General features: G+C 70.1%; 20 protein-coding genes and 1 pseudogene. 13 read left to right on the forward strand and 8 right to left on the reverse strand.

Features of this window, described 5'->3' with window-relative positions; genetic code table 11:
- Positions 1-2: 2 nt before the first annotated feature.
- Both ACFWBW_RS16990 and ACFWBW_RS16995 read right to left on the reverse strand, forming a co-directional pair.
- Complete coding sequence (locus ACFWBW_RS16990; RefSeq protein ID WP_385373149.1) at positions 3-1142, reverse strand: aromatic acid exporter family protein; 1140 nt, start codon at positions 1140-1142, stop codon at positions 3-5.
- Positions 1143-1381: 239 nt separating this feature from the next.
- Entirely contained in the window at positions 1382-2110 is a 729-nt protein-coding gene (locus ACFWBW_RS16995; RefSeq protein WP_385373301.1) for a VOC family protein, read from the reverse strand.
- Between the two features lie 339 nt (positions 2111-2449).
- Between ACFWBW_RS16995 and ACFWBW_RS17000 the strand changes: the two genes are divergently transcribed.
- The 4 genes from ACFWBW_RS17000 to ACFWBW_RS17015 all read left to right on the forward strand — a co-directional run bounded on the left by ACFWBW_RS17000 (position 2450) and on the right by ACFWBW_RS17015 (position 5063).
- Complete coding sequence (locus ACFWBW_RS17000; protein WP_385373151.1) at positions 2450-3136, forward strand: HemK2/MTQ2 family protein methyltransferase; 687 nt, start codon at positions 2450-2452, stop codon at positions 3134-3136.
- Positions 3120-3383 (forward strand): CDGSH iron-sulfur domain-containing protein, encoded by a 264-nt coding sequence (locus ACFWBW_RS17005; RefSeq protein WP_385373153.1) that lies wholly within the window; start codon positions 3120-3122, stop codon positions 3381-3383. The genes ACFWBW_RS17000 and ACFWBW_RS17005 overlap by 17 nt, the downstream gene beginning before the upstream one ends.
- Positions 3380-4411 carry an iron-containing redox enzyme family protein gene (locus tag ACFWBW_RS17010; RefSeq protein WP_385373155.1) on the forward strand — a complete coding sequence of 344 codons (1032 nt, stop codon included), beginning with the start codon at positions 3380-3382 and terminating at the stop codon, positions 4409-4411. Before ACFWBW_RS17005 ends, ACFWBW_RS17010 begins: the two co-directional genes overlap by 4 nt.
- A 292-nt stretch (positions 4412-4703) precedes the next feature.
- A complete protein-coding gene (locus ACFWBW_RS17015; RefSeq protein WP_385373157.1) occupies positions 4704-5063 on the forward strand; it encodes a hypothetical protein in 360 nt (119 codons plus the stop codon).
- Positions 5064-5159: 96 nt separating this feature from the next.
- On the opposite strand, the pseudogene ACFWBW_RS17020 reads toward ACFWBW_RS17015, so the two are convergent.
- The 4 genes and pseudogenes from ACFWBW_RS17020 to ACFWBW_RS17035 form a co-directional block, all read right to left on the reverse strand.
- Positions 5160-5360: pseudogene (locus ACFWBW_RS17020) on the reverse strand (DUF2267 domain-containing protein); the annotation flags it as partial.
- 290 nt (positions 5361-5650) lie between these two features.
- Positions 5651-5818 carry a hypothetical protein gene (locus ACFWBW_RS17025; RefSeq protein WP_385373159.1) on the reverse strand — a complete coding sequence of 56 codons (168 nt, stop codon included), beginning with the start codon at positions 5816-5818 and terminating at the stop codon, positions 5651-5653.
- Between the two features lie 132 nt (positions 5819-5950).
- Entirely contained in the window at positions 5951-6106 is a 156-nt protein-coding gene (locus tag ACFWBW_RS17030) for a DUF6131 family protein (protein ID WP_239516751.1), read from the reverse strand.
- Positions 6107-6983: 877 nt separating this feature from the next.
- Positions 6984-7145, reverse strand: a complete 162-nt coding sequence (locus ACFWBW_RS17035) for a hypothetical protein (protein ID WP_385373161.1) — start codon at positions 7143-7145, stop codon at positions 6984-6986.
- Between the two features lie 204 nt (positions 7146-7349).
- Between ACFWBW_RS17035 and ACFWBW_RS17040 the strand changes: the two genes are divergently transcribed.
- A complete protein-coding gene (locus tag ACFWBW_RS17040; RefSeq protein ID WP_385373163.1) occupies positions 7350-7625 on the forward strand; it encodes an isoamylase early set domain-containing protein in 276 nt (91 codons plus the stop codon).
- A gap of 262 nt (positions 7626-7887) precedes the next feature.
- Here ACFWBW_RS17040 and ACFWBW_RS17045 read toward each other — a convergent pair whose 3' ends face one another.
- Positions 7888-8067: a transposase gene (locus ACFWBW_RS17045; protein WP_385373165.1), complete on the reverse strand. Its 180-nt coding sequence runs from the start codon at positions 8065-8067 to the stop codon at positions 7888-7890.
- 389 nt (positions 8068-8456) lie between these two features.
- Between ACFWBW_RS17045 and ACFWBW_RS17050 the strand changes: the two genes are divergently transcribed.
- The 8 genes from ACFWBW_RS17050 (at position 8457) to ACFWBW_RS17085 (ending at position 21059) form a co-directional block, all read left to right on the forward strand.
- Positions 8457-9119, forward strand: coding sequence for a restriction endonuclease (locus ACFWBW_RS17050; protein ID WP_385373167.1), 663 nt, complete (start codon positions 8457-8459; stop codon positions 9117-9119).
- 213 nt (positions 9120-9332) lie between these two features.
- Positions 9333-10607, forward strand: a complete 1275-nt coding sequence (locus ACFWBW_RS17055; protein ID WP_385373169.1) for a lectin — start codon at positions 9333-9335, stop codon at positions 10605-10607.
- Positions 10604-11992, forward strand: a complete 1389-nt coding sequence (locus tag ACFWBW_RS17060; RefSeq protein ID WP_385373171.1) for a ricin-type beta-trefoil lectin domain protein — start codon at positions 10604-10606, stop codon at positions 11990-11992. Before ACFWBW_RS17055 ends, ACFWBW_RS17060 begins: the two co-directional genes overlap by 4 nt.
- Positions 11993-12138: 146 nt before the next feature.
- Positions 12139-14325 (forward strand): RICIN domain-containing protein, encoded by a 2187-nt coding sequence (locus tag ACFWBW_RS17065; protein WP_385373303.1) that lies wholly within the window; start codon positions 12139-12141, stop codon positions 14323-14325.
- A complete protein-coding gene (locus ACFWBW_RS17070) occupies positions 14322-15605 on the forward strand; it encodes a ThuA domain-containing protein (protein WP_385373173.1) in 1284 nt (427 codons plus the stop codon). Before ACFWBW_RS17065 ends, ACFWBW_RS17070 begins: the two co-directional genes overlap by 4 nt.
- Positions 15606-15988: 383 nt before the next feature.
- Positions 15989-18061: a SpoIIE family protein phosphatase gene (locus ACFWBW_RS17075; protein ID WP_385373175.1), complete on the forward strand. Its 2073-nt coding sequence runs from the start codon at positions 15989-15991 to the stop codon at positions 18059-18061.
- A 231-nt stretch (positions 18062-18292) separates the two neighbouring features.
- Positions 18293-18496: a cold-shock protein gene (locus ACFWBW_RS17080; RefSeq protein ID WP_114041062.1), complete on the forward strand. Its 204-nt coding sequence runs from the start codon at positions 18293-18295 to the stop codon at positions 18494-18496.
- Positions 18497-18974: 478 nt separating this feature from the next.
- A complete protein-coding gene (locus ACFWBW_RS17085) occupies positions 18975-21059 on the forward strand; it encodes a SpoIIE family protein phosphatase (RefSeq protein ID WP_385373177.1) in 2085 nt (694 codons plus the stop codon).
- A gap of 54 nt (positions 21060-21113) precedes the next feature.
- Here the strand turns inward: ACFWBW_RS17085 and ACFWBW_RS17090 are convergent, their stop codons facing one another.
- Positions 21114-21791, reverse strand: a complete 678-nt coding sequence (locus tag ACFWBW_RS17090) for a carboxylesterase family protein (protein WP_385373179.1) — start codon at positions 21789-21791, stop codon at positions 21114-21116.
- Positions 21792-21925 lie beyond the last annotated feature (134 nt).

Below are 21925 nucleotides of genomic sequence, written 5' to 3' on the forward strand. Positions count from 1 at the left end.
CCTCAGGTCCTGGCGAGGCTTTGCCGGCCCGACCGGAGATCGGCCAGGAGGCGGCCGGCGTCCGTGAGGAGCGTGCCCTGTAGGGCGTGTACGGCCGGGGAAGGTTCCGGGGTGGTCTGTTCCCGAGGCTGCACCCGGTCGAGCTCTGCGGCTGCTTCGTCGATCTTCGTTTCGAGGAGGTCCGGATCGCTGGGGGAGGCCCGTCCGATTTCCTCCACGACGGTGGCCACGGCGCGCAGGACAGCGCTGAATCGGGGCCGGAAAGAGGCCGGGAGATTCCCGAGCTCCCCGCTGCCGAGGGCGTAATCCAGGGTTCGGGTCATGGAGCGCAGGTGGTCCATGCTGCGTTCGGCGACGGTGATCGCTTCCCGCGCGCGGGGGAGGGCTTCGCCGGCGCCGCTGATCGTCCGGCGCGGGTTCATGCGGCCGTTCTCGATCTCGGCATCAATGCCGTGGCGAATGCGCTCGGATTCGGCGGAGAGCCTTCGCCAGTCGCGGCGCCACTGGCGCAGGTGGTCCCGGTCGGGAGCCTTCGCCTCGAAGGTCTCGGCGAGGTCGCCCAAGCGCCGGGCCAAGGCGGAGTAGAGGGCGGTGACGGCTTGCTGCCGGTGGCCGGTGTGCCGGGCGGGCGCGAGGACGAGGTGGGCGGCGAGGCCGCAGAGCGCGCCGATGCTCACGGACGCGACCAGGTGGCCGATGTAGCCGATCTGTCCCTGGCCTGAGGAGAACGCGAAGAAGGCGACGATGGTGACCTGGATGCCCTGCTGCCCCAGGCGCCGGTTCCTGCCGACGCAGAGCGCGATCAGGGTGAGCACGCCGAAGGTCCATCCGTGGATGCCGGCCAGGGCCGCCAGGGTGGCGGCGAGCGTGGCTCCCGCCGCCATCGCCAGCACGTACTGCAGGCAGTCGCGCACCGACCGGTACACGGTGGCCTGCAGGGCCACCAGCGCGGTGAACGGCGCGAACGTCGAAACCGCCGGCGGCAGCAGGTAGCGCGCCAGGACCCAGGCCGCCATCGCCGCGACCACGGTCTTGCCGCCGAGCACGACCTCGTCCCGCTCGCCCCCGGCTTCCCGCATCGCGCGGCGCAGATAGGCGAGCCGTTCCATGGCCGCCGACCGGATCTTTCGCGTCTCGTCCACCCGTCCGGGCAAGATCGACCACCTCCGGTGCGCGCCTGCCCCGCCGACCGCGCCCGACGCTCGGATCAACGTCACAAAGCCTTCAGGGAGTTGCGAGGTGACGCTCGGACTCCTTGCGGTCCTGGTCGATCTCGGCCCGCTCCTTCGCGATCTCCCGGGCGAGGAAGAAGTTCAGGAGGATCCGGCCTCGGCTCTGCTCCGCCGTCTGGGGGAGCAGCCTCGCGCCCGCACGGGCGGTATCACCCCTGCGGTGCCAGGACGGTGAACAGGGCGCCCTCCGGGTCGCGGAGGGTGACCCATCGGCCGGCGCTGGAAGTTTCCACCGGGGAGACGATCCTTCCGCCCGCGATACCGGCCGCTTCGGCAGCGGCCTCCAAGTCGGGCACCCGGAAATAGACGTGCCAACGTGGGCGAACGTGCGGATCGGGATCCGCGTCCACCGCTCCGCCACTGATCCGTGCCACGGTGTCCTTGCCGTGGCGCAGGACGACGTGGTCGTGCTCGTAGGCCACGACACAGGACTTGGGTGATTCGCCGGCCCAGTCCAGGACCTCCCCGTAGAAGATGGCGGCGGCGAAGGCATCACGGGTACGAAGTTCGAGCCAGGCGGGAGCGGTACCTTGGCCCACCCGCCAATCCCTGAGGATGTCGCCCTGCCAGAGCCCGAAGACGGCCCCGTCGGGATCAGCCGCCAGGACGGCCCGGCCCGTACCGAAGCACAGCGGGCCGACGGCCACGGTGGCGCCGCGCTCGCTGATTCGCGCGGCGGCCAGGTCGGCGTCAGATACGGCGAAGTACGGTGTCCAGGCGGTCGGCAGCGAGGGAGCGTCCGCGAGAGCCCCGAAACCAGCGACGGGAGAGCCGTCGTGAAAAGCGAAAGAGAACCGCTCGCCGAGCCGGGTCCGTCGGAACGTCCAGCCCAGCACGGCACCGTAGAACCGCTGAGCGGAATCGGGGTCCCCGGTCATCAGGCTCACCCAGCAGGGTGCGCCGGTGGCTTCGTGGCTTGACGCGGACACAGTTGTGGGTTGCCTCATTCTGCTCACCTCGATGGGACTTTTCCACGGTAGCCCCGGTTGGCGGTGAGGTTGGTGAAGTGGGGCGTCCGTCCGGCGAGGGCTCTGCTCCGCGAGCCGCCTTGGCAAGCTGTGCGTGTGCCGATCTCGGGGAGGGCATGGCGGTGCGTTTTTAGTCGGATCCTCCGAAGATCGGCGCTGCTTCGGATGGGGCGCCCGGGACAGGGCAGGCGCACTACCTCATCAACGCTGTGACTCGCTCGGCGACCCACAGCGAAATCGGAGGTACGGGTGTCCAGTACTGCTCTCTCCTCGGCCGCGCTGCCCGGCGGCCTGGTCGCCCTGCCGGGCGTGTACCAGCCCCAGGCGGACACTCGACTCCTCGCGGCGGCCCTCGCCGATGAGGACCTCGGGCCCCATACCCAGGTCCTGGAGATCGGTACGGGCACGGGCGCCCTGTCCCTGCACGCCGCGACCAGGGGCGCCCAGGTCACGGCGGTCGATGTGTCCTGGCCGGCAGTGGCCACGGCCCGGCTGAACGCCTGGATCCATCGCCTTCCCCTCCGCGTCCTGCACGGGGATTTCGAAGCACGCACCACGGGACGACGCTTCGACGTCGTCTTCTCGAACCCCCCGTACGTCCCCGCCCCGGACAGTCGACTGCCCTCGCGCGGCCCGGAGCGGGCCTGGGACGCCGGACTCGACGGGCGGGCGGTCATCGACCGGATCTGCGCGGACGCTCCGACCCTGCTGCGGCCCGGCGGAATCCTGCTCATGGTGCACTCGGGGTTGTGCGGTGCCGAAGAGACCCTCGATCGGCTGGCGGGGGCCGGGCTGGACCCTGACGTCACGGCGACGGCATCCGTGCCCTGGGGCCCCGTCCTGCGGTCGCGGCGATCCTGGCTGGAACAGCAGGGCCTCGCGGCGGAAGCCGAAGAATGGGAAGAGCTGGTGGTCATCCGTGCCCAGCGACCCTGATCCCAGGCTGTGCCCGGCCCCCGGTGCAGGGGACGCCGCCCGGCGGGTTGCCCTGGAGCCCGGTGGCCCGGCCCTGGTGGAGGGCCCGGTCGAGTTCGTCCTGAACGACGGCACGGTCGTCCGGTCCGACCGCTTCATGGTCGCCATCTGCACGTGCCGCCGCAGCCGTACGTACCCGTGGTGCGACACCAGCCACCGGCGCCGCGAACGAGCCGCGCCACCGCCCGAGAACAGGAACCCGCAATGACCCCTCCTCCGAGCCCGACCAGCACCGTGACCGCCGCCGGCCCCCAGCTCGTCGAGGGGCGGGGCGAACTCTCGGACGCTGTGATCCGGGCCCTGCGGACGGGAACCGCGCCGGTGTACGCCCCCGGCGTCGTACTCAAGGCCGACCCGTGGGGCGAAGACCTTCAGCTCGCCCTCTACCTGCTGTACGAACTGCACTACCGCGGCTTCGCGGAAGTGGGGGACGCACGCGAATGGGACCCGGACCTGCTGCGTCTGCGCCAGGCCATGGAAGCCCGATTCCTGCATGCCCTGCGTACCGAGCTGTCCGACGCGCCCCGGTCGGTCGAGGACGTCTTCGCCCCGCTCCTCGTCGAGCCCGTGGACCTCGCCGACAGCCTCAGCCACCAGCTCGAAACCGACGGCGAGCTGTGGCAGCTGCGCGAGTACGCCGCCCTGCGCTCCCTTTACCACCTCAAGGAGGCCGACCCGCACGTGTGGGTGATCCCGCGGCTCACCGGGCGGGCCAAGGCCGCGATGGTCGCCATCGAGTACGACGAGTTCGGCGCCGGCCACGCCGACCGCATCCACGCACGGCTCTTCGCCGACCTCATGACCGACCTCGACCTGGATCCCGCCTACGGTCGCTACCTCGACCAGGCTCCGGCGCCGCTGCTCGCCACCGTGAACCTGATGTCCCTCTTCGGCCTGCACCGGGCCCTGCGCGGCGCGCTCGTCGGCCACTTCGCCTGCGTCGAGGTCACCTCCTCACCCGGCTCCCGCCGCCTGGCCAAGGCCATGCGGCGCTGCGGGGCCGGTCCGGCCGCCGAGCACTTCTACGCCGAGCACGTCGAGGCCGACGCCGTCCACGAGCAGGTCGTACGCCACGAGGTCATCGGCGGCCTCCTCGCCGACGAACCGGACCTCGAAGAGGACGTCGCGTTCGGATGCGCGGCGACCGTCCTGCTCGAAGACCGGCTCGCGAGCCACATCCGCGAAGCCTGGAACCATGAGCGCAGCGCACTGCGCACGACCCTGCCCGAGCACTAGAAGGTGTCTTCACGGAGCGGCGCGGCGGCCTCAGGCCCGGCGCGCCGCTTCCACGTCCGCCGTCGAACTCAGGCGAGCCGACGACCGCGCCGAGGGCGCCCGGCTCGGGTGAACCAGAAGCCGAACGGGATCCGCATGGTGCACCGCCGTCGTCGAGTCTGAGGCGATCAGGAGGGCGCCGGGCGCCTTGAGGGACCGGGATCCGCGTCTGCTACGTCAACGCCGACCTCAATGTGGCCGGGGTTGCTCACCGCCCTCGTACGGGGCCTGGCCTGCAATATAATTGACTTCCATGTCGAAGCCTGACGAGCTGCTCGTGAACATCGCCGCCCTGGTGGAGTCCGGGCAGAGCAACCAGATGTCCCTGACCGTGGTCACCGGCGGTGCTGTCATCACCGGCCGGCTCGCCCCCGAAGCCGTGTGGAGAGAACGGGTGTCGGAGGTGCTGACGGATTCCGCCCGCCTGAGCGAGTTCTCCGCCATCTTCACTGCTACGACACCCAAGGAGGGACCGCCCACACATCTGCACTTCCATGTGGCGCGGATCCTGCAGGGAACCGTGGGCATCCCGGAGACGGGCGGAATGTACCGCATCTCGATCAAGGACGTCAGTGCCTGGACCGTGGGCGACTTCAGTTACTCCGACAGCTGACCCGCGACTACGGCGAGAATCCGCCGCAGGGCTGAGGGCTCGACCGGTGCATCGGGTCGGGCCCTCACGCCCTCACCCCTGTAACGGAGCGCCGGATCAGGCTGCGTGCTGGGGCTGGCGCAGTTCCGCCTGGCCGAAGAGGAGGGCGTAGCCGCCGGGGAGCCGGCGCAGGATGCGGGCGAGGAGGCCGGGCCCCGCGAGGCGGGTGACGACGGCGAGTACGGCGCCGGTGTCCCAGCGTGCGGTGGGGATGGCGCCGGTGCGGGTGGCCAGGTCCTTGCCGAAGCCCCAGCCGGTGGAGGGCAGCGGGCTGATCTGCAGCGCCTCATGCCGCTCCTGCCTCTCCTTGAGATCGCGCTCGGCCGCTCCGCGGCTCTGCCCCTACTCGGGCCCGAACTGTTCCCGCGGTGCCGGCGCCTGGCGCGCCATGGTCCGCGTGGTCAGCGCGGCGGCGGCCAGGACCACCACGGCGGCCACGATGATGATGATGGTCCACATCGCATCCTCCACTCGCTGACAGCTCACGCAGGCAGCCAGAACCCGTGGCGTACGCGGAGCCAGTTGCCGGCATGGTGGTGGCAGGCGGGTCAGTGGGCCGGGCGACGCCGGTGCAGTACCGACCTCACAGCGAGATAGAGCACGTCGGCGATGAGGAGCAGTACGCCGGCGGACACCAGGTACAGCATGCCGTCGACGGTCGCGCCGATGATGATCAGCACGATCGCGGCGGTCAGCAGGAGGTAGAAGAGGGCCATGGTGCGGCCTCGGTTCGCGGATGCGAGTGCCGGAGGCTCGCCAGGATGGTCGTGGCGGCGGCCGTGCTGTACGCAGCCTCGGCGTCGGGTGTCCTGCGGGAACGAAGCGCTCCCGCGCGGGGTCAGGGGCGGCTACCAGTAGTGCCGCCGTCCGCCGACCTTGTGTCCGACGGATCCCAGGATCCACAGGATGACGCCGACGACGACCAGGATGATTCCGATGGTCCACAGAATGGAGATGCCGGCTACGTAGCCGACGACCAGCAGGATGATTCCGAGGACGATCATGATGTCCTCCGATCTCACGGAGTGATGCAGAGCCCCTGCTTTCAGGGTAGATCTGCCCCCTGCCGGTGGCTTCCCGGGGAGGACGGCTCTACCGTGGAGAGAGGCATCTGGAGCGCGCCATGCCCGCCATCCTCGGACTCGTCCTCCTGATCAGTGCCCGGTCGTCGCCGTGGCCGGCGTGGTCACCAACGACGGCAGCGCCCGCGAGCTGGCCGGCGGATTCTCCGTTCTCGGCTACGAGGTCACTGGCTCGACCGGGACCCTCTTCCTCTACGGCATCGTCGTCGGGGCCGTGGCACTGCTCGGGCCGAGCCTCCTCCTGGCGGGTGCCCGCCGGACTTCTCATCGAGGCCGGCTGCTGATCGCCGCGACGGTGGGCCTCCTGCTGTTCGGTCTCTACTCGTTCTGCGAAGCCCGCTGGCGCGAAGCCCCTGAGCACGGCGCCTCGTCAGAGCAGCCCACCGAGGCCCCGGGCTCGCAAACGCGCCCGAGTGCGCCCTGGCGAGGGCACCTCGTCCGACGTCATGCACCGCTTGTCCCCGTTCGGGCGTTTGCGCAGCGCGATCGGCGTGCGCGTCGCCGCGTTCGGCGGAGCAGCCGGCCAGCCGATACTCCGCGAAGAACTTCCCCCCGTCCTGGCAAGGGCGCTTGGACGGTGCAGGTGATCGGCTCCGCCAGCGCGGTCGCCGTCTCCATGCAGACCCTGCCCTGCACCTACCCCTGCGCGGTCCTCCTCGCCGGCCTGGTCCTCAGCGCCACCGGCCGCAAGCCGGCCCACGGCCCCAGGCTTGCCCGGTGCCTGGGGCCGGCGCGTGACAGAGCCCGGCCGTCTGATGGTGGGCCCGGCCGGGCTCTGCGTGCGTGGGTGGGGCGCTGCTCAGACGTCATCCTCGCGGCGGCGTTCGGTCTCGTCGGGGTTCTTGCCGCGGGAGGGCTGGGCGGTCTCGGGGTGGACCGGGTCCTGGCCGGGGCGACGCATGCGCTCCCGCTCTTCGCGGCCCTTGCCCGGCTCCTGGCGCTTGTCCTTCATGCCGCCCATGACGATGACTCCTCGACGCGTGGGGTGGGGTTCCTCCCGCCCCACGCTGACACAGAACGTCACAAGACGCATCATTCTCGCTACCGCGCGTGGCGGGTGGGTGGTCTGTGGCCCGGTGTGGATGCGCCGGAATGCGGGGTGCCGCCTGAGTGCCGAGGATGGGCCAGATGTCACCCGCCCCCACACCGACAGGAGCCGATTCCCATGCTGGAGCGCACGTTGCGCAAGGACCGCACCGAGGTCACCTTCATCCTTCCCGCCGACACCCCGTCCGGGCCGGTCAGCGTGGTCGGCGACTTCAACGACTGGCAGCCCGGCGTCCACACCCTGCGCCCGCGCAAGGACGGCAAGCGAGCCGTCACCATCGAGCTGCCGGCGATGCACACGCATTCCTTCCGGTACCTGGCGGCCGGTGACTACTGGTTCAACGACGAGGGCGCCGGCGACCAGGACGGCCCTAACAGCCGCCTGCACACCTGATCGGACCCCGGATCGGACCCACCTGAGTCACACAGGGGGAGGGCCAGGGAGTTGAGAGGACGATGCATGCCCGCCGGCCCATGCCCCACAGGCCGGTATGTGTGTGATGGCCCGGCACCGTGCGCGGCGGCGGGCCCGTCGTCCCCCAGTCGCCGGAGTCCGGGACCCGCTGCAGGTAGTTCGACTGAGTGAGGGCTACTGGTTGGCGCTGGGAACGGCTGGCGGCTCGCCGGGAGCCTTCTTCTTCGCCTGCTCCATCTGGTCACCGAGTTCGGTGAGCCGGTTGCGGCCCATCGCCTTGCGGACGTCCGGAAACCGCTCCTTCTCCGTGGTTGCGCCGGCGCCGGAAGGACGCGTAGACCCGGTCCCACGGTGGGAAGCCGGCAGGCATGGCCCGCCACTTCGTGCCGTTGTCGACCAGGCGGCGGATCGCGTCCAGCATCGCGCGGTGGCAATAGGCCTCCGGTTGCCCGCCCCGGCCCCGCAGCCGCCCCGGCCCCGCAGCCGGCCCGGCACCGGCAGCAGTGGCCGGACCACCGCCCACTCGGCGTCCGACATGTCGGTGGGATACCGACGCTCGCGCGCCCCGTGGTCTCTGGCGTTCCCGAACCTGTGAGCCAGACGGTCACACGCGAGAGCGGCTGAAGTGGACCCCACTCCCGCGCTGCCGTAGAAATGCGACAACAGGGCCTCCTCGAGCGCGCGTTGGAATCGACACCCTTCGAGGTGCGTGCGCCGTCGCCGTCGCCGTCGACGCGGAGGCGCCAGGAGCGGCCTGGCCTGGCCATTTTTCTCAAGGCCGCGGGAGACGCCGGGGCGGGGATACCGGTCATGTTCCTCGCCGCGGCGGTGGTCCTCGCGGGCGGGGTGGCGCTGGCCAGGTGGAGTATGTCGCCCGTCCGCCGCGGGTCCGCCGCCCTTCCGGTCCGTGACCCGGAACCGCGCGAGGCTCCGTACGCGGTCGAGGGGACCCCGGTACTGGACGTGCCGGCCGTGCGGGAGGTGCCGGACGTCCACGCCGGTGCGCTGGACCACGCCGCGGTCGACGCCGACGGCTTCGAGCACGCGATAGCCGCGCTGTGTGCGCGTGACGGCTGCACGCCCGTGGAAGTGGTGGGCGGTGCGGGTGACTTGGGCGCCGACGTGATCGCCACGACCAAGGACGGACTCCGTGTCGTCGTCCAGTGCAAGCACTACGCCGACCCCCGCCGCGTCGGCTCGCAGGACCCGCAACGCTTCGGCGGCACCTGCTTCGCCGTGCACGATGCCGACGTGGCGATCGTCGTCACCACGAGCTTCTTCAGACCCAGTCTGGTGTGCCTGACCGTCACACTTCCTGAGGAACGGCGCTTCGGACTTGCCTCAGGCGGGTGGGCCTCGTCGGAACTCAGCGTTGCCCGGCGCAAGGAGAGGCTCGCCCGACCTGTAGCTCGGCCGTCCCGCCGGGAAGCTGGTTGTGTCCCGTGGCGGTGGCGCGGCAACTGGATGTCCTGATGCGGCTGCGTTCATGAATGTGGTCCAGACCAAATCCTTGACAGGGTTTTCGTTCACTACTTAAATCAGGTTGTGATGAAAGGGGCTCCGGTTCACTTCCTTGCCCCCAATCCCTGTCGGCGCAGCAATCGTTGGGGTTCCCATGCGATCCCCAGGTTGTCATATGCATGCCATCCGGCGATATATCCGTCATGCTCCCTGGAAGGGAGAGTCATGCACCCCCCACACTTATCCCGACGCCTGCTCCTGTCTCTCGTCTCGGTCCTCACCCTCGCGTCGTTGTCCACCGGTCTTGCGCAGGGTGCGCCCGCGCCGGCGGCGCGGCCACCCGCAGCAGCGGCCGCAGCAGCGGCCGTTGTCACCTTCTCCGACGAGTTCGACGGACCGGCGGGCGCCGCCGTAGACGGCGGGAAGTGGCAGATCGAGACGGGCGACAACGTCAACAACCACGAGCGGCAGTACTACACGGCGGGCAACCGCAACGCCGCCCTCGATGGCCAGGGCCACCTGGCCATCACCGCCCGCCGTGAGAACCCGGCCAACTACCAGTGCTGGTACGGAAGATGTGAGTACACCTCCGCACGGCTGAACACAGCCGGCAAGTTCACCACGACGTACGGGCGTGTCGAGGCCCGGATGAAGATCCCGCGCGGACAGGGCATGTGGCCCGCGTTCTGGATGCTGGGCAGCGACATCGGCCAGGTCGGCTGGCCCGACTCCGGTGAGATCGACGTCATGGAGAACGTGGGGTTCGAGCCATCCACTGTCCACGGCACCCTGCACGGTCCCGGGTACTCCGGCACCGGCGGAATCGGCGCCGGGTACGCCCTGCCCGGTGGTCAGGCGTTCGCCGACGCCTTCCACACCTTCGCCGTCGACTGGAGCCCCAACGCGATCACCTGGTCCGTCGACGGCACGGTCTACCAGCGCCGCACCCCCGCCGACCTCGGCGGAAAGCAATGGGTCTTCAACAAGCCCTTCTTCCTCATTCTCAACCTCGCGGTCGGCGGCTACTGGCCCGGAGACCCGGGCGGCAGCACGGTCTTCCCCCAGCAGCTCCTGGTCGACTACGTACGGGTCACCACCGGCGGCGATCAGCCGGGCGGCGGCGGTCCCATCACCGGAACCGGCGGAAAGTGCGTGGACGTCGCGGGCGCGGGCACCGCCAACGGCACCCCCGTACAGCTCTACGACTGCAACGGCAGCGCCGCCCAGCGCTGGAGCGTGGGCACCGACGGCACCATCCGCGCACTCGGCAAATGCCTGGACGTGGCCTCGGGAGGTACGGCCGACGGTACGCCGGTCCAGTTGTGGGAGTGCAACGGCTCCGCCGCCCAGCGGTGGGCCGTCCCCGCCGCTCAGGACATCGTCAACCCGCAGGCGAACAAGTGCCTGGACGCCTCGGGCGGCAGCTCGGCCAACGGCACCCGATTGCAGATATGGACCTGCACCGGGGCCGCCAACCAGAAGTGGACGGTGACCCGATGACTATGAGGATCCTGCGCAGGCCCTCCGTGCGCGGTGTGCTGGGCACAGCGGCGGCAGCCGCCCTCGTCACCGGCCTGAGCGGCAATCCCGCGATCGGCGCGGCAGCGGCGACCGGACAGATCACCGGCCTCGGCGGCAAGTGCGTCGACGTCGCCGGGGCGAGCAGCGCCAACGGCACCGCCGTACAGCTCTACGACTGCAACGGCACCGGCGCACAGCAGTGGAACGTCGTCGGCGACGGCACGATCCGTGCGCTCGGCAAGTGCCTCGACGTGGCATCGGGTGGCACCGCCGACGGAACCCGGATCCAGCTGTGGGACTGCAACGGCAGCGCCGCCCAGCAGTGGTCGGCCACCGCGGCCCGCGACATCGTCAACCCGCAGGCAGACAAGTGCCTGGACGCGACGGGCAACAGTTCGGCCAACGGCAACCGGCTGCAGATCTGGAGCTGCACCGGCGCCGCCAACCAGAAGTGGACGGCGCCGGGCGGGGGCGGTACTCCGGCACCCGGACCGGGGGCGATGGCCGTGGCGCCGTACCTGTACAACGGCTGGGGGAGCCCGCCGAGCCCCACCACCGTGACGAACGCGACCGGCGTCAAGTGGTTCACGCTCGCCTTCGTCCTCAGCAACGGCTACTGCAACCCGCAGTGGGACGGCAGCCGGCCGCTGACCGGAGGCGTCGACCAGCAGACGGTCAACACCGTGCGGACGAATGGCGGCGACGTCATCCCTTCCTTCGGCGGCTGGAGCGGCAACAAGCTGGAAAGCTCCTGCGCCAGCGCGGGCGAGCTGGCCGCGGCGTACCAGAAGGTCATCAACGCGTACGGGCTGAAGGCCATCGACATCGACATCGAGGCGGCGGCGTACGACAACCCGACCGTCCAGCAGCGCACGGTCGACGCGCTGAAAACCGTCAAGGCCGACAACCCAGGCATCAAGGTGTACGTCACCTTCGGCACCGGGCAGAACGGCCCCGACAGCAGCCTGATCAGCAAAGCCGCCGCGTCCGGGCTGACCGTGGACAGCTGGACGATCATGCCGTTCAACTTCGGCGGCGCCGGCCAGAACATGGGCCAACTCACCGTCCGTGCGGCCGAGGGCCTCAAGAACGCGGTCAAGAACGCCTACGGGTACTCGGACGACCTCGCCTACCGCCACACCGGCATCTCCTCGATGAACGGCATCACCGACAACGGCGAAACGGTGACCGTCGACGACTTCCGCACCATTCTCGGCTACGCCCGACAGCGTCACCTCGCGCGGCTGACCTTCTGGTCGGTCAATCGTGACCGGCCCTGCACCGGCGGCGGAGCCGACACCTGCTCGGGCGTTTCCCAGCAGCCGTGGGACTTCACCCGCGTCTTCGCCCAGTACAACGGCTGACCCCTCCCATCCCCGCCCCACCCCACCCCCACTCACGCCGTACAGCCGGCACAGGAGAGAACGTGCTCAGCTCCCCGCGCACGCCCAGAGCGGTTCGCCATGGCGCAAGCCGGCCCCGCGTCACACGGCCCTGGGTCGCGGCCTTCGTGGTCGCCGCCTCGGCCGCTTCGGTCCTCACCGCTCTTCACCCGAGCCAGGCCGCCACCCCACGGGCCGCCACCCCGAACGCTTCCGCGAAGGCGGCCGCCGCCCTGCCGACGGGCTGGTCCACAGCCGTTAATGCCGGCAGCGGCAAGTGCCTGGACGCGCGGTCGGCCGCGACCGCGAACGGCACGGCGGTGCAGCAGTACGCCTGCAACAACAGCACCGCGCAGCAGTGGAGCTTCACGCCGACCAGCGACGGTTTCGTGCGGATCGGCAACCGCAACGCGAACAATCAGGTCGTCGATGTGAGCGACACCTCCTCGGCCGACAATGCCGCCGTGCACCTCTGGGCGTACGGGGGCGGCAACAACCAGCAGTGGCAGGCCGTCGACGAGGGCGGCGGCTCGTACCACTTCGTCAGCCGCCACAGCGGCAAGTGCCTGGACGTCCCGGCCGCCTCGACGGCCGACAGCGTCCAGCTGGTGCAGTACACCTGCAACGGCACGGCGGCCCAGCGCTTCCAGGTGGCGCCCGTGAACACCGCGCCCGGGGATGTCGACCTCGGCCCGAACGTGGTCGTCTTCGACCCGTCCATGCCGTCGTCCACCATCCAGAGCCGGCTGAACTCCATCTTCCAGCAGCAGGAGACCAACCAGTTCGGCTCCCAGCGCTACGCCGTGATGTTCAAGCCGGGTACGTACAGCAACGATGTCAACGTCGGCTTCTACACCCAGGTTCTCGGCCTCGGCCAGTCGCCCGACTCGGTGACGATCAACGGCGCCGTGCACGTGGAGGCGGACTGGTTCCCGCCGCAGAACGCCACCCAGAACTTCTGGCGCGGCGCCGAGAACCTCTCGGTGAACCCGACCGGCGGCACCGACCGGTGGGCGGTCTCGCAGGCCTCCGCGTACCGCCGCATGCACGTCCGCGGCAACCTGGAGCTGAGCGACGGCGGCTGGTCCAGCGGCGGATTCATGGCCGACAGCAAGATCGACGGGCAGGTCCGGTCCGGCACCCAGCAGCAGTGGCTGACCCGCAACTCCCAGCTCGGCAGCTGGACCGGTTCCAACTGGAACATGGTGTTCGTCGGAAGCCAGGGCGTGCCGGGCAACACCTTCCCCAATCCGCCGTACACCACGGTGAACCAGACGCCGACGGTCCGTGAGAAGCCCTTCCTGTACGTGGACGGCGCGGGCGCGTACAAGGTGTTCGTCCCGTCCCTGCGGACCGACTCCACGGCCACCAGTTGGGCGAACGGGAACGCGGCGGGCAGCTCGCTCGGCATGGACCAGTTCTACGTCGTCAAGGCCGGAGCGACGGCCGCGCAGATCAACGCCGCACTGGCCGAGGGCAAGAACCTGCTGGTCACCCCCGGCGTCTACCACCTCAACCAGACCTTGAAGGTGGCCCGGCCCGACACCGTCGTCCTGGGTCTCGGCCTCGCCACCTTCATTCCTGACAACGGTGTCACGGCCATGACGGTCGCCGATGTCGACGGCGTGAAGGTCGCGGGTGTCCTCTTCGACGCCGGAACCACCAACTCGCAGACCCTGATGGAGGTAGGCCCGGCCGGCGCTGCCGCGAACCACGCGGCGAACCCCACCTCTCTGCACGACGTCTACTTCCGGGTCGGCGGCGCCGCCGTCGGCAAGGCGACGACGAGCCTGGTCGTCAACAGCGATCACGTCATCGGTGACCACATGTGGATCTGGCGCGGCGACCACGGCGACGGCATCGGCTGGAACACCAACACGGCCGACACCGGACTCGTCGTCAACGGCGACGGCGTCACCATGTACGGCCTGTTCGTCGAGCACTACCAGAAGCACCAGACCATCTGGAACGGCAACGGCGGGCGGACGTACTTCTACCAGAACGAGATGCCGTACGACCCGCCGACCCAGGCCGCCTGGATGAACGGCTCCACCCAGGGCTACTCGGCGTACAAGGTCGCGAACTCGGTCACCAGCCACCAGGCCTACGGACTCGGCAGCTACTGCTACTTCAACGTCAACCCGAGCGTGACCGCCGAGCGTGCCTTCGAGGCCCCCAACAACCCGAACGTGCGCTTCCAGAACATGGTGACCGTCTCGCTCGGCGGCACCGGGACCATCCGGCACGTCATCAACGATCGGGGCGGACCCTCCAACGCGTCCACCAACGTGGCCAACCTGGTGAGCCACCCGTGAGGTGGCTCGCAGCACGGCTGCTGATCCTGCTGGCACTGGCGCTGGGGCTGACCGCCCCGGCCCACGCCGGGCTCGAGGCCTCCGCCGCATCCCAGGCCCCGGCCTTCAAAGTGATCGCCTTCTACAACGGCACCTGGGACGCCGCACACATCGACTTCGTCAAGGAAGCCAACGAGTGGTTCCCGCGGACCGCCGCGCAGAACAACTTTTCCTACACGCCGACCACGAACTGGGAACTGCTGGCGAACGGAGGGGTGAACGACTACCAGGTCGTCCTGTTCCTGGACGACGCACCCAAGACGGCCGCCCAGCGGTCCGGCTTCGAGCGGTACGTGAGGGCCGGCGGCGGCTGGATGGGCTTCCACTCCTCGGCGTTCACCACCAACGCCGGCTCATGGCCCTGGTACTACAACGGGTTCCTCGGCAGCGGGAACTTCAGGACCAACACCTGGGGGCCGACCACGGCGGTACTGCGCACGGAGGACCGGACGCACCCCTCGACCACCGGGCTGCCCGCGACGTTCACCTCGGCGGTCAGCGAGTGGTACGGCTGGTCGAACGACCTGCGCGCCAACGCGGACATCAAGGTCCTGGCATCGGTCGACCCGACGAGCTTCCCCCTGGGCACGGACCCCAACCAGTCCTGGTACAGCGGCTACTACCCGATCCTCTGGACCAACACCCAGTACAAGATGCTGTACGCCAACTTCGGGCACAACGCCATGGACTACGGCTCCAACACCCGGCTGTCCTCGACCTTCGCGAGCCCCACACAGAACCGCTTCCTGATCGACGGGCTCAAGTGGCTCGGCGGAGTGGCCGGCAGCCCTGCGCCGACCGACCCGATCTCGGAGACCGCGTGGTACTCACTGGCCGACGGCGCGAACGGCGCCTGCGTCGACGCGCGAGCGGCGGCCACGGCCAACGGCACGGCGATCCAGCAGTACACCTGCAACGGGACCACGGCCCAGCAGTTCCAGTTCCGTCCCACCGACGGCGGGTACACCCGGATCGCGATCCGGGGCAATCCGCAGCAGGTCGTCGACGTCACCGGGGTCTCCACCGCCGACAACGCACCGCTGCAGCTGTGGTCCTACGGCGGTGGCGGCAACCAGCAGTGGCTGCCGGTACGGGAAGCCCCGGGCCGCTACCACTTCACCACGCGGCACAGCGGAAAGTGCCTGAGCACCACAGGGAGTGCGGCGAACGGCGTGCAGCTGGTGCAGCGCACCTGCGACAACTCGGCCGCCCAGAGCTTCCACCTGACCGCTCACCCCTGAGGCTCTGCCTCCCCCCGATATCCACGTTCGGAAGAACAGCTTGCCGCCCGGGGATCCCCCGGGCGGTACAGCCTCGGCCCCCCGTACCGGCGACGTCCCCGACCGCCAAGGCGACGCGGGCCGGCGACAAGGGGGGGAGGGCGCCGTCCGGGAACCCCGCCACCGCACGGCGGGCCAAGGAGGTCTTGATCATCGGTGCCCGTGGAAGACGTGCTGCGTGCTCGGGAGCGTGTCTGTCCGAATCCGCCAGGAGGCGGTGTCATGCCGACCGGGCGGACTATGGATCCGTAGGACCCGGTTCCCGCAGGGCCCGCCCGATCGGCTCGGGGCCTGACGGTGACCGCGGACGCAGGGGAGACTGCGGCGTTGGGTACAGGTGCCAGATGAACGAGCGCGTCCCGGTCGACGAGCTGATCAGCAGCGCCGCGCAGGCTGCCGGCGGATGGCTGGGCGCACTGCCGGTCGCGCTGGTGGCCACCAGCGCGGACGGAACGATCGTGCGCTGGAACCAGGTCGCGCAGGAATTGCTCGGCTACGCCCCTCCGCAGATGCTGGGGCGCAACATCGCGGACCTCCTCCATCCAGGAGCCGATCGCAGTCTGGGCCGCTCGCTCTGGGAAGCCGCGGCCGCCGGGCGGGGCGTGATGGGCACGGTGACCGCCTGGCACCGCGACGGGCACCCACTGGAGCTGGAGATCTGGGCCTCTCCGGTGTCCGACCGCCGGCACGACGTGGCCACAGTGCTGGTCTTCGCCGCCGATGCCCACGCGGCACGGCGCATCCGGGGGGCGTCGGCGGTATGGGACGGCTTGTTCGCCCGCTCCCCGGTCGGCATCGCGATTCTCGACTCGCAGCTGCGGTTCCTGCAGGTCAACACCGCGCTCGAAGCCATGAACGGTCTCCCGGAATCGGCGCACGTGGGACGCAGCCTGGCCGAGATCCTCCCGGAGGTGAACGCCCGCGAGATGGAGGAGGCCATGCTGCAGGTGCTGGCGACCGGGCGGCCGGTCCTCGACCGTCGCCGTGTCGGACGGACGCCGGCGGAACCGGACCATGACCGCGTGTGGTCGTGCTCCTACGTACGGGTGGAGGATCCCGCCGGCATGCCGATCGGCGTCATCGCCTCGCTCGTCGACATCACCGAGCAGCAGCGCGACCACATCGAAGCCGAAGCCGGACGGCGCCGGCTCGCCCTGCTCAGCGAGGCCAGCATCCGGGTCGGCTCCAGCCTCGACCTGGAGCGCACCGCGCAGGAACTCGCCGATCTCGCCGTACCGCGCCTCGCCGACGCCGTCACCGTGGACGTCCTGGACGCGCTGGCGCGCGGGGACGAGCCCGGCATGGGGCTGACCGGCGGGGCCGCCCTGCGGCGCCTCGGCAAGGCCCCGCTGGCCGGTTCCAAGGTGACCGACATCCTCGCCCCCCTCGGCAGGACGCTCGTCTTCCCCGTCGCCGCCCCCTACACGCAGGCCCTCGCGTCCCGGCAGCCCTTCCTGATCGCCCGTCTCGACGAACAGGCCGTCGCCCCCGCCGCCCGGCACTCGGCCAAGCCCGCCCAACTCGTCGCGGCGGGTGTGCACTCATTGGTCATGGCACCCCTGGTGGCCCGGGAGACGGTGATCGGCGTCGCCACCTTCCACCGCACCCGCCCGGTAGGACCCTTCGGCTCCGAAGACGTCACCCTCGCCGGTGAACTCGCTGCCCGCGCCGCGCTCAGCATCGACAACGCCCTGCTCTACCACCGTGAGCACGATACGGCGGTCGTCCTCCAGCGCAGCATGCTTCCCCAGCACATCACCCCGCCGCCAGGCATCGCGGTCAGCCACCGCTACCTCCCCGCGAGTGACGTCAACGAGATCGGCGGGGACTGGTACGACGTCCTGCCCTTGGCCGGCGGCAAGGCGGCCCTCCTCATCGGCGACGTCATGGGGCACGGCATCGCCGCCGCCGCGGTCATGGGCCGGCTGTCCGCCTCCGTACGGGCCCTCGCGCGCCTGGACCTTCCGCCCGTACGGCTGCTGCAGCAGCTGGAAGCGGTCCTCGGCGATCTGGCCGAGCCGATGCTGGCCACCTTCATGTACGTCGTCTGCGACCCGGCCACCGGACAGTGCACCGTCACCCGGGCCGGGCACCCGCCGCCCGCACTCGTGCTCCCCGACGGCACGGTCCGGCTGCTGGACACTCCGCCCGGTGTCCCCCTGGGGGTCGGGGGCATCGCCTTCACTCCGGTCGAGATCAGCGTGCCTCCCGGCAGCCTTCTCGTGCTCTACACCGATGGACTGATCGAAGCCCGGGGCCGCGACCTCGACGAACGGCTCGCCGAGCTGACGCACCTGCTCGCGGATCCGCAGCGGCAGCTGGACCACCTGTGCGACTCGCTGATCACCCACCTCGTTCCGGCGGCGGCGGACGACGACGTCGCACTCCTGATCGCCCGCATCGGCGGGCTGCCGTGAGGAGCTGTCGGGCTTCCGTGGCAGCCGGGCGCGAGCGCTTCCCGGCGTTCCTGTAGTGCGAGCAGCACTGTGCGTGTACCGTCAGCGCCAGCTGTCATGGTTCCGAAGTACCGGTCGTCCGTGAGTGCAGGATTCACGGGCGATTTTGCTGTTCACAGTCTCTGAGGACCAGGGCGATCACCTCCGGCTCCCGCATGGTGCGGGACCGGCTACCAGTCCCTTGGAGGGCACATGGCTACCGGAACTGTGAAGTGGTTCAACTCGGAAAAGGGCTTCGGCTTCATCGAGCAGGAGGGTGGCGGCCCGGACGTCTTCGCCCACTACTCGAACATCGCCGCCCAGGGCTTCCGTGAGCTCCAGGAGGGCCAGAAGGTGAACTTCGACGTCACCCAGGGCCAGAAGGGCCCCCAGGCGGAGAACATCACCCCCGCCTGAGTCTTTCCCCCTCATGGGGCGGGCGCCGCGGGATCGGCGACGCTGCTGCAGGAAGGCCCGGCCGGCCTCGTTTGCCGGCCGGGCTCTTGCATGGAGAGGCGTGCGAGCCGCTTCGGCATCCCGATCGAGGTCAGCCGCCACGACGGCCGATGGGCGGCCCGGTCCGGACACGGGCAGCGGTCACTGAGTGCGGGGGCGCGACGACCGGCCTGTAGCCGCAGGCACCGCCGGGCGAGGGCGCGCTGCGGGTCGCCGGGCCTCCCCTAGGGCCTGTCGTCAAACTCCCGCCTGCCTCGCGACGCCTGGCACGCGCTCTCGCCGCACCGGGCGAAAGCCCATGTACGTCCAGTACGCGGGCTTCCGCCCGGCACGCCGAGAGCACGCACCAGACGCCGCAAGGCCGCCCTTCGGGCGACGACGGGAGTTTGACGACAGGCCCTAGGGGACGATACTGAAGGTCACGGTGCGTGGAGGCGACATGCGTGAACCGGAGCGTCGTGGCCCGAGGCCGGCCTCGGTGCCCGTCAGCGAAACGGCAGCGGTCGTCCTGGACGGCGCAGGAGTGGTCGTAGCCCGGTCCCAGTCGGCTGCGACCCTGCTGGAATGTTCGCCGGGGCAGATCTGTGCTCCGCTGCTGGGGCTGCTGGCGCGCGCCGGAACGGAGGTGGGACCGGCAGGGCGCAGCGTCACCGTTCCGGGTGGCGATATTCCGGGTGGCGATCACGCGGGCCCAAAGGTCCCACTGGTCTGCACGGTCGTACGGCTCGCAGCTCGCGCACCGGCCGATTCCGACGCCGAGCCGCGGTGGCTCGTCCTGATCACGCCAACGGAAACCGCGGTGGAGGCGGCCGACTGGGATGCGCGGCGACGCCGGACGGGGCTGTCCCGCGCTGCTGCCGCGGGCATTGGCGCCTCCCTGGACGTCATCGAGTTGGCCGAGACCCTCGTGAATCTGCTCGTCCCTGATTTCGCCGACCTGGCGACCGTGGACATCGCCGAGCCGGTGCTGGTCGGCGACGAGCCCTCGCACCTGGACACCAGCGGCGACGTCCGCCTGCGCCGGACCGCTGCCGCGCAGAGTCCGGAGATATCCGCCGAGGATCTCCTGGCGGTGGGAGAGGCTCTTCCTCCCGTAGGGGACAGTACGTTGATGCGTCCCCTCATGAGGGGGCTGCCCGTGGTGGTGCCGGACGTGGCCGTCCTGCACGCGAAGCTCGGCGTGGATCCGGAGAGCCTGCCGTTGTTCGTTCCGCGGGGGGCGCACTCCTCGGTGGCGGTGCCGCTCTACGCACGAGGTCTGATCCTCGGCTGCGTGACGGTCTGGCGCAGTCAGCCGGCTTCCGCGTTCGGTGAGGAGGATGCAGCCCTGCTGCAGGACGTCGTCTCCAGGGCCGCCCTGGGTTTGGACAACGCGCGCCGCTATACGAAGGAGCACCAGTCGGCGCTGGCCCTGCAGCGAAGCCTGCTGCCACGTTCGGCCTGGGACTGCGCCGCCGTGGAGACGGTGGGCGTCTACCGGCCGGCGGGCGGCGGTATGGGAGTCGGTGGGGACTGGTTCGATGTGATCCCCCTGCCGTCGTTGCGCGTGGCGTTCGTCGTCGGGGACGTCGTCGGCCACGGACTGGAGGCCACCGCGGCCATGGCGCGGCTGCGGACGGCGGTGCAGACCCTGGCCGACCTCGATCTGGACCCGGGTGAACTGCTCACGCACCTGGACGATCTGGTGCTCGGGTTCTCCAGTGAGCAGATGACCGGCGAGTCACGCACGGAGCCCGCGGTGCTCGGAGCGACGTGCCTGTACGCCGTCTACGACCCGGTGGCGGGGCAGTGCGTCGCCGCCACCGCAGGGCATCCGCCGCCGGCCGTTCTGCCACCGGGTGACGAGCCGGCCTTCGTCGGCCTGGTGCCGGGACCGCCGCTGGGAATCGGCGGAATGCCGTTCGAGGTCACGGAGTTCGCAGTGCAGCCCGGCAGCATGCTGGCGTTCTTCACGGACGGACTCGTCGAAAGCCGCGGCGGCGACATAGACGAAGGAATGGACAGGCTGAGGAGCGCGCTCGCCGGTGCGAACCCGAGCCTGGCGCTGGGTGAGATCAGCCAGGACATCTTCGACCGCGTGCTGCCCCGGGAGCCCTCGGACGACGTGGCCCTCCTGCTCGCCCGCACCCGCGTCCTCTCGCCCGATCAGGTCGCCGAGTGGGAACTCGATCCCGATCTGTCCCTCGTTGCGCATGCCCGTGAGCTGGTGACGGGTCGGCTGTCCGACTGGGACCTGGACGAACTGGGCTTCGTGACGGAGCTCGTCGTCAGCGAGCTCGTCACGAACGCGATCCGCTACGCGGGCGGACCGGTCGGGCTCCGGCTGATCCGTGATCGGGTGCTCGTCTGCGAGGTTTCCGACCCCAGCAGTACCCAGCCGCGCCTGCGACGCGCACGGGAGACGGACGAAGGCGGCCGTGGCCTCTTCCTCGTGGCCCAGCTCAGCGACCGTTGGGGCTGCCGGTTCACCAGTACGGGGAAGACCATCTGGACGGAGCAGCCCATAGGCGGGTCCCTCGTCTGAGTTCCTACGACCTCGGCCCGGACCGGACCTGGCCACGGTTACTGCTGTCCTCCGTCAGTGCGGAGCGGGATGCGAAACGACCGTGGTGACGGTGTCGAAGCGCATGGTGGTGCGGGATTGCCGGTCGTACCGGTCCCAGCGCGGCATGGCCGGGTGGTTGGGGTCGCCGGTGCGGTTGAACGCGATCCACGCCCGGTGCACGGTCTTGGCGAGGCCGTCCCTGATTCCGGTGTCCATTCCCGCGAGGAACGGCGCGTGCGACCACTTGTCGAAATTGTCGAAGACGAACGGCAGGTCCAGGCAGTGCGGTGCGCCCAGGCGGCCGTCATGCGCGGGGGTGGGGAACCCGAACTCGTACGCCCAGACAGGGCGACCCCGTAGCGCCCGTGCTTCCGCGAACGCAAGGGTGGGCTTCCTGAACAGCTCGTCGGTGCTCAGGTCGATGAGTACGTCGATCGGCCGTGTGCCCGGGCGCACGGCCTCATACGCCGCGTACGCCTCGGCCGCGCCGTCGCCGAAGCTGTCCCGTGCCCGGCGGAGCACCTGTTCCTTCGTCGCCGACGCGTACGTCTCGCCCAGTGCGAAGGTGAAAGCGGACTCTTCCGCGGTCCAGCCGATGAGGACGTCGATGTCGGCTCCAGGGCCGTCGAGCAGGTTGTCGACGGGTTGCTGCGGCGCCGTCCCGCTGTCGAGCACCGGCACGAACGGTGCGGTCCAGTGTCCCCATTCCATGGTTGCCGCGAGGAGTCCGGCGGTGGGCTTGCCGAAGAGAGGGGAAGGAACAAGGGGAAGGGTTTCCTCTGTCTCAGTGCGAACAATATCCCAAGAAGCGGGGGGGGGGGGAAAGGAGACGGTAGCCGGCGGAA

Source organism: Streptomyces sp. NPDC059957 (genome assembly GCF_042730015.1).
GTDB lineage: Bacteria > Actinomycetota > Actinomycetes > Streptomycetales > Streptomycetaceae > Streptomyces.